Origin of the sequence: Vibrio sp. 10N.239.312.C11, assembly GCF_041466065.1 — a bacterium.
Classification (GTDB): Bacteria; Pseudomonadota; Gammaproteobacteria; order Enterobacterales; family Vibrionaceae; genus Vibrio; species Vibrio tasmaniensis_A.
In genome coordinates, this window is sequence record NZ_JBFSRZ010000093.1 from 1 (window position 1) to 7,304 (window position 7,304).

A 7,304-nucleotide genomic window follows, 5' to 3' on the forward strand; every position below is an offset into this window, starting at 1 on the left:
GATTCAACGGATTCAACGGATTCAACGGATTCAACGGATTCAACGGTTTCAACGGTTTCAACGGTTTCAACGGTTTCAACGGTTTCAACGGATTCAACGGATTCAACGGATTCAAGCGCATCTCTTGATGGCTTGTATCTCGATCCCAAAGACATTATTGACGGTTTCCCAAAAGGCTTGAATACTCAACCAGCGCCAATCCAGTTTGATGGTAAAGCCGCTACCTCTGTGCAAAACGTCTTGAATGGTCAGCGACTAAAGCCCGATACGACAGTAAAAGAAGCGGTAACCTTAAGTAACGCGCAGATTAACACAGAAGCGAAAGCTACGTTGTCCGCATTTGAAGAGAAGCTAAAACCCTTAAAGCGCATTGATTTACATCATTCAACCTCTGAAGTGGGCACCAAACTGCACTCGGCGGCGAATATAAACCAACCGACTACTCAAGGTGATGTGATCCTAAAGAGTATGGAAGCGCAAACACCTCGCAGCTCGGCAAGAAACGTGAACGATCTGATTAGTAAGTTGGTCGAAAAGATCTATGTTTCTCTCCCAACAGCGAACGAGAAGGAGGTCCGACTGTTTCTCAATGAAGGTCAATTGAAAGGTGGTGAGATCTCCATTAAGCACGACAGTTCTGGTTACAGCGTCTTAATTAAACAAGAGCATGCCCTTTCGCTAATCAACCCAAACGCTAAACAAGAATTGGTTGAGCGCTTACAACGCTTGGGGATTGAACAACCGATTCGAATCTCAATCAGCGAGCAAATGAACCAACAACAAGATCAACAACGTTCTCGACAACAACGCAGTATTTATGATGAATGGAAGCCTGAGGACGAATGATGATACTTAATTTCCCTAAAGTCGACGCATCAAGCATCTCGCTAAGCAATCAACTATGTGCGAAACAATGCCACTTTCAAGATAGCCTGAGCAACAGCCTGTCGGTTACGCTAGGGCCAAAACCTCAATTTACTGGCTATCGTTTGGCGTTATTCATTGGAGGGCAAACGATCAAAATAGATTTTTGTGGTGCGCAATTACAGTTGTGGTTACATGACATGCTTGACTCAACGGCTTTTGAATCACTACCAAACTCATTGCAATTGGCGTTACTCAATAGCCAGATTGAACCATACACCGATGTGATTAAACGTCTTTTTGGGCAGCTTCCTGTCTTAAGCAAGTTACAACCTCTTGAACAGCAAACTCAGCAAGAGAATGTATTGATGCTCACCATCAACCGTGATGACGCATCTCTTAGCCTCTGGGTGCATGAAGGTCGAGATGTGCTACTTGGCGCGTTGCCACAAGCACCATCTTACCTAAGTCAAAATATTGCACTACCATTCTGGTTGAGTTTTGGCAAAACACGTTTGGCAGTCAGCCAATTCGAGCAACTGGAATTGGGGGATGTGGTGTTTTTCGATGATTGCCACATCGCACAACATCAAGTGCTCTTTCAGATATCCAATCAAAACCTTTGGCGATGCCAACTCGACGAAACCATACTCCACATCCTAGATAAAGAAACCAATATGAACGATATCAATAGCTCTGAAGTACTTACCGACCACAAGCAACTGCCAATTGAACTCACTTTTGATGTTGGTCAGCAAACCATAACTTTAGAACAACTTAACGCGCTACAACCTGGCTTTACCTTTGAGCTTAACCAGCCAATTTCAAGCCCGGTCACTATGCGAGCAAACGGAAGAATTATTGGTGAGTGTGAACTTGTGAGCATCAATGAACGCTTAGGTGTTCGCGTTCTCGAATTGTTTGGCGGTAGTCAGGAGCCAGCATGATCCAGTTACCTGATGAACTGAACCTAATCGTCACGCTCGCCCTACTTGCTTTGGTTCCTTTCATTGCAATGATGGCGACCTCTTTCGTAAAGCTTGCTGTGGTGTTCTCTCTATTGAGAAACGCACTGGGTGTACAACAAATACCACCCAATATGGCGCTGTACGGATTGGCGATAATTTTGTCGATCTTCATTATGGCACCAGTAGGATTTGAAACCTACGACTACGTTACACAACATGAAATATCCCTAGAAGATTCCGACAGTGTTGAAGGGCTGATTGAAAGCGGACTGCAGCCATATCGAGAGTTTTTGAAAAAACACATCCGTGAAACTGAAACGGTGTTTTTTACCGATGCTGCGAGAACCTTGTGGCCACAGAAGTACTTCGACCGCTTAGAGTCAGACAGCTTATTGTTGTTACTCCCCGCCTTCACGGTCAGTGAACTAACTAGGGCATTTGAGATTGGTTTCTTGTTGTATCTGCCCTTCATCGCTGTCGACCTAATCGTGTCCAACATCCTACTGGCAATGGGGATGATGATGGTATCGCCGATGACAATTTCGCTACCATTCAAACTACTGCTTTTTGTGTTACTTGACGGTTGGACCAAGCTAACTCATGGCTTAGTACTCAGCTACGGATAGTGAGGAGAGAAATATGAATCCGGCCGAAATAATCCACTTTGCCACTCAGGCTTTAACGCTTGTTCTATTCTTGTCGCTGCCACCGATTCTGGTTGCGGCGTTTGTTGGCACCTTAGTCTCACTCATCCAAGCACTGACTCAAGTTCAAGAACAAACGTTGGGATTTGTCGTTAAACTGATTGCCGTCATAATTACCTTGTTTGTTACCGCACAGTGGTTGGGCGCCGAGCTGCATTCGTTTGCAACATTGACCTTAGATAAAATCCCGCAAATACGATGAGTTACGATGATTTGCACCACGCACTGTTCCTGTACAGCTTAACGCTTCCTAGGTTAATGGCTTGTTTTATATTCCTGCCGATCTTAAACAAGCAAATGCTGGGTGGCACCATGGTGAGAAATGGAATCTTGTGTTCTCTTGCACTTTTTATATTTCCTATAATTAATCAACAAAATTTACCTGCAGAAACGGATGGAATCTGGTTAATGGTTATCTTGGGGAAAGAGGTGTTATTGGGTCTGCTCATTGGCTTTATTGCGGCGATCCCCTTTTGGGCAATCGAGGCGGCAGGCTTTCTCGTGGATAACCAGCGAGGCGCAGCCATGGCGAGCATGTTTAACCCCACCCTCGGTTCGCAATCGACGCCAACGGCGGTATTGTTGACTCAAACTCTGATCACTTTGTTCTTCTCGGGCGGTGGCTTTGTCACTTTTCTTTATGCGCTATTTTCCAGTTACTCGTCATGGCCTGTGATAGGTTTTTTTCCAACCATAACAGAAGGGTGGGCACGCTTTTTCTACGACCAATTTGAGCAATTAATGTGGCTTGGAGTTTTGATGTCTGCGCCTATAGTACTGGCGATGTTCCTTGCCGAGTTTGGGCTTGCGCTCATCAGCCGATTCGCACCACAACTCAACGTTTTCTTCTTGGCAATGCCGATCAAAAGTGCCATCGCCAGTGTGTTATTGATTGTGTATCTGGCTCTGATGATGAACCACTTTCAAGCACTTTTCTCTGAAATCGCACTGTTCTCAGAGCAGCTAAACACTATTTGGTAATCGCTAGAGTCTGCTTATCTCTCGAACTTATTTTTGCAGCGACTTGTAGATTGTTCTTGCAAAAATAGATGCTTTGAAATGTGGTAACTCTATTCGATAAACCTATAATGCAGTGGAAAGAAACCACAAACGCCGTCCAAAGAGTTCAGCTAAAACGTTTTACTCTTTGTTGAGAGGGATTTACTTAGAACGATTCGGCGAAAAGGAATTAGCCGTCCGCCTCTCACCTGATTAAAACGCTTTATCTCGAACAAAATTCAACCAAAATAAATAAACAGGTCCTAATAATGAGCGGAGAAAAAACTGAACTCCCCACCCCAAAAAAACTCAGGGATGCCCGCCAAAAAGGGCAAGTTGCAAAAAGTCAGGAAATCATTTCATCTTCATTGATTCTGTCTTTGATTGTCGTGTTGTTTGCATTCGCCGATTACTATATGTCGCACATATCTGCCCTAATTTTACTGCCAAGCAAATTGGCATATCAGGGCTTTCAAGATGCACTACTCGACGTAGCTATCGCCATCGCCAAAGAAATGGTTTATCTGCTTGCGCCGATCCTCTTGATTGCAACCTTAGTCGCCATCATGGCTAACATGGGACAGTTCGGCTTTCTATTTAGTGGCGAGTCTGTCAAACCGGACATCAAGAAGATCAATCCAGTCGAAGGGGCAAAGCGAATTTTTTCGTTAAAGAGTATCATTGAGTTTATTAAGTCCATTCTCAAAGTTTCGTTACTTTCATGCATTATTTGGATAACGCTGAAAGGTAACTTAAACACGTTACTGCAGATACCTACCTGTGGGTTAGAGTGTGTACCGATCATCACTGGCGTATTAATCAAACAATTGATGATTATCTCTGCGGTAGGCTTTATTGTGATTGCCGCAGCCGATTTTTCTTACCAAAAGTTCGACCACACTAAACAGTTAAAGATGACCAAAGATGAAGTGAAACGTGAATACAAAGAGATGGAAGGCAGCCCTGAAATAAAAAGTCAACGTCGTCAACTGCACCAAGAAATGCAAACTTCTAACCAAAGAGATAACGTTAAACGCTCGAATGTGCTGGTTACAAACCCAACACACATTGCCATCGGTTTGTACTATAAAAAGGGCGAAACACCTCTGCCTGTGATTACCCTAAAAGAGACTGATGCGATGGCAAAGCGTATGATTGCGATTGCCAAAGAAGAAGGGGTTCCGGTGATGCAGAAAGTACCGCTCGCACGTGCGTTATATGCGGATGGGCAGTTAGACCAATACATTCCTGGCGATCTTATTGAAGCCACCGCAGAGATCCTGCGCTGGGTTGCGTCTCTGGAGCAATCTGAAGAGCAATAAGCGAGAAAACTATGTGGTTCAAGGTAAATATCGCTAGTACTCGACTCACTCAACTTGAAGATACAATTTTTAAGACATGAAAATGATCCATTTCTCCGTAAGCTATTGGTTGTGCATTACACCAGGCTCAATCGTAGAGCAAAGAAAGTAGAGGTCTCATTTAAGCCAAAAACGAGAAAAGCAATACAGCACCTAGCCATTGATGCGACTGGCCAATGGTTGATGGCGAAGGTGAATGGAAAGTCAAAAACGCAAGACAGATGGCAAGCGGAGAGTTTGTCGATATCGTATAACTCAAAGCATGAGCCGTCGTGGTAATTGTTGGAACGCCTGTTTTGAAAGCTTTTTCCACTCAATGAAAGTAGAAGCTGTCCAAGACGAGCCGATAATGATGCGAGAAGAGATGCTTCAAGCACTCTTTGAATACATCGAAGTTGTTTATAATCGAACAAGAAGGCACAGGGCTCTTGGGTATCTAAGCCCAATTAACTTTGAAAAACAATATGTCGCTTAATACCTTCTCCAGTCTAACTGGAGCAGATCATTAGGGCGAATGTCAAAGCTATAAACAAAGTCATAGGACTAGGTATGCCTGTTAGAAGCTAACTATTAGTCAAATATGGCGTCGTTGAACCTCAAGCTGATTTGATCAACAACGCCTACAAGAACAGATTCACACGATTGAACATAATGATAGTGGCTATATACCCAATCAACTTGAAGATGCAGGCTTGAGAACTTGAATTTATCATTAATTCGAGATGTCAAAGAGCCTGCGATCTCTGGAAGAGTCACAGTAAAAAATTGACCTATTGCCGCCTTGAAGTCCCGTTTGCTTTTGAAGTAAACATTGTTCCTCGACTTCTCATTCATTACTTTCCATAGCCGCTCTATTGGGTTTAGGTTTGGGCTATAAGGTGGAAGATAATGCAGTTCGATATTTAGGACAAACGCCGCATCTTTGACTAAGTCACTGCGGTGATATCCTGCACCATCTAAGATGATATGAAGCTTATGGGCTAACAGATAGCTCTCTCTTAACTTACAGAAAAAGCGAACAATACTTTCACTGTTAATGCTTTCGTAATCGTGAACAATGGTGGCACCAATATCCGACAGGTTCAGTGCACCAATAATGTTCAATCTGCTGCGATCACCCGTTGTTTCAATCACTTTATCCTGACCAGTACGTATCCAGCCATGAGATATTTTGGTTGATAAGGTTGGGTGAACAGCGTCGATAAAAACTATCGTTTCACCCTTACCACAGCTTGCCTTTAGTGATTTATAACCATCTATGAAGGCTTGTTGTTTTGCTTCATCAAACTTGTGTGGAACGCCTTTCGGCTGCTTGTAGCTAAAGCCATTGTGGTGAAGCCATTTGTTCATACCTGAAACCGTATAATCAAGTCCAAATGTCTCTTTAACATAGGCGACAATTTGATGAGTATGAGAATAGGTTTTCTCAGTCAAATGCTCGATTAGGTGCATGGTTTGAGTAGCAGAAAGTTTACTTTGGCTTCCGCCATTTTCAGGCTTAAGTTTTTCAGAAAGAACGTAGTCACTGAGGTGACGTGCAACGGTCGATTCATTAATACGAAGGGCTTGTGAAATCATAGTCTGACTCCAGTCTTCAGAAGCTAGCAAAACAGCCTTAATACGGTCGCAAACTCGACTGTCACGTTCATTGTCGTGCATTTGTCCGAGTTGTAGTTTCTGTTGAGGAGTCAGTGCAATTTTCATGGCTCGTAGCATGATCCTGATTCTAAAGAAAATCAAGCATCTTCAATGATCACGGGTATAAATACCAATCAAATTTGCTCTAATTATTCATTTTTTGAATTGATATTAAATTTAAATTGATATTAAATCTGAATTGGGTTTCTATATATGCGATTTAACGTAATTATAAATATAATGGAGATATAAATGAAAAAAATCATTGCAGTAATACTTCTAGGAGTAACATGTTCTGTCTTAGCTAAAGAAGTGCCGGTTAATTCACCAGAAGTAGATTTGTTGCTTAGCAATAATACTATTCATGGTGTTCATTACGGGAAAAAAACAGTTCAATATTTTTCCGATTCAGGCACAACGTGGTGGATGAGTAGTGGTGATGTAAAACCCAGCGAAGGCACATGGCGCATTAAAAATAATAAATATTGTTCAAACTTTGGTAGTGGGGAAAGCTGCTACGAGGTTGTCCATGATAACTCACAAGATATCTATTACTTTTTAAAAGGCGATTTCCGAGCTCCGTTTATCCCTCGTGAGGGATACACGTTTAGCTCGGTAGACTAGTTGTTTCATTTATTTAACGTAACGGCACTTAGTGTGGCCCAAATTTAGACACAAGAACAGCTCCCTATTAGGAGCTGTTCTGCGTTACGGAGTCACGCAATTGAACATAGGAATAATGAACACCAATAATTTTTTTTAGTGAGTTT

At 42.6% G+C, this 7,304-nt stretch carries 7 protein-coding genes and 2 pseudogenes; 8 read left to right on the plus strand and 1 reads right to left on the minus strand.

Going from position 1 to position 7,304, the window contains the following annotated elements:
• From AB6D07_RS22135 to AB6D07_RS22165, 7 genes and pseudogenes are all read left to right on the plus strand, one after another.
• Positions 1 to 846 (plus strand): type III secretion system needle length determinant (locus AB6D07_RS22135; RefSeq protein ID WP_372140753.1); only part of this gene is annotated, 846 nt, incomplete at its 5' end.
• On the plus strand, positions 846 to 1,811 hold the full coding sequence (sctQ, locus tag AB6D07_RS22140) for a type III secretion system cytoplasmic ring protein SctQ (protein WP_029222874.1): 966 nt from the start codon (positions 846 to 848) through the stop codon (positions 1,809 to 1,811). The genes AB6D07_RS22135 and sctQ, both read left to right, overlap by 1 nt.
• Positions 1,808 to 2,458 carry a SctR family type III secretion system export apparatus subunit VscR gene (vscR, locus tag AB6D07_RS22145; protein WP_017096440.1) on the plus strand — a complete coding sequence of 217 codons (651 nt, stop codon included), beginning with the start codon at positions 1,808 to 1,810 and terminating at the stop codon, positions 2,456 to 2,458. Before sctQ ends, vscR begins: the two co-directional genes overlap by 4 nt.
• A 13-nt stretch (positions 2,459 to 2,471) precedes the next feature.
• Entirely contained in the window at positions 2,472 to 2,738 is a 267-nt protein-coding gene (gene sctS, locus AB6D07_RS22150; RefSeq protein ID WP_017096439.1) for a type III secretion system export apparatus subunit SctS, read from the plus strand.
• Positions 2,735 to 3,517, plus strand: a complete 783-nt coding sequence (gene sctT, locus AB6D07_RS22155) for a type III secretion system export apparatus subunit SctT (RefSeq protein ID WP_029222875.1) — start codon at positions 2,735 to 2,737, stop codon at positions 3,515 to 3,517. Before sctS ends, sctT begins: the two co-directional genes overlap by 4 nt.
• Positions 3,518 to 3,804: 287 nt before the next feature.
• Positions 3,805 to 4,857 carry a type III secretion system export apparatus subunit SctU gene (sctU, locus tag AB6D07_RS22160; RefSeq protein WP_017096437.1) on the plus strand — a complete coding sequence of 351 codons (1,053 nt, stop codon included), beginning with the start codon at positions 3,805 to 3,807 and terminating at the stop codon, positions 4,855 to 4,857.
• Between the two features lie 114 nt (positions 4,858 to 4,971).
• A pseudogene (locus AB6D07_RS22165) lies at positions 4,972 to 5,371 on the plus strand (IS3 family transposase); the annotation flags it as partial.
• Between the two features lie 198 nt (positions 5,372 to 5,569).
• Here AB6D07_RS22165 and AB6D07_RS22170 read toward each other — a convergent pair.
• Positions 5,570 to 6,612: pseudogene (locus tag AB6D07_RS22170) on the minus strand (IS630 family transposase).
• A 174-nt stretch (positions 6,613 to 6,786) separates the two neighbouring features.
• Here AB6D07_RS22170 and AB6D07_RS22175 point away from each other — a divergent pair.
• A complete protein-coding gene (locus AB6D07_RS22175) occupies positions 6,787 to 7,158 on the plus strand; it encodes a hypothetical protein (RefSeq protein ID WP_017097360.1) in 372 nt (123 codons plus the stop codon).
• Positions 7,159 to 7,304: the final 146 nt, after the last annotated feature.

What these genes read in the sequence shown, in the direction of transcription:
- sctS (WP_017096439.1), top strand. Translation starts at nt 2,472, where the DNA reads ATGAATCCGGCCGAAATAATCCACTTTGCCACTCAGGCTTTAACGCTT.
- sctT (WP_029222875.1), top strand. Translation starts at nt 2,735, where the DNA reads ATGAGTTACGATGATTTGCACCACGCACTGTTCCTGTACAGCTTAACG.
- AB6D07_RS22175 (WP_017097360.1), top strand. Translation starts at nt 6,787, where the DNA reads ATGAAAAAAATCATTGCAGTAATACTTCTAGGAGTAACATGTTCTGTC.
- vscR (WP_017096440.1), top strand. Translation starts at nt 1,808, where the DNA reads ATGATCCAGTTACCTGATGAACTGAACCTAATCGTCACGCTCGCCCTA.
- sctU (WP_017096437.1), top strand. Translation starts at nt 3,805, where the DNA reads ATGAGCGGAGAAAAAACTGAACTCCCCACCCCAAAAAAACTCAGGGAT.
- sctQ (WP_029222874.1), top strand. Translation starts at nt 846, where the DNA reads ATGATACTTAATTTCCCTAAAGTCGACGCATCAAGCATCTCGCTAAGC.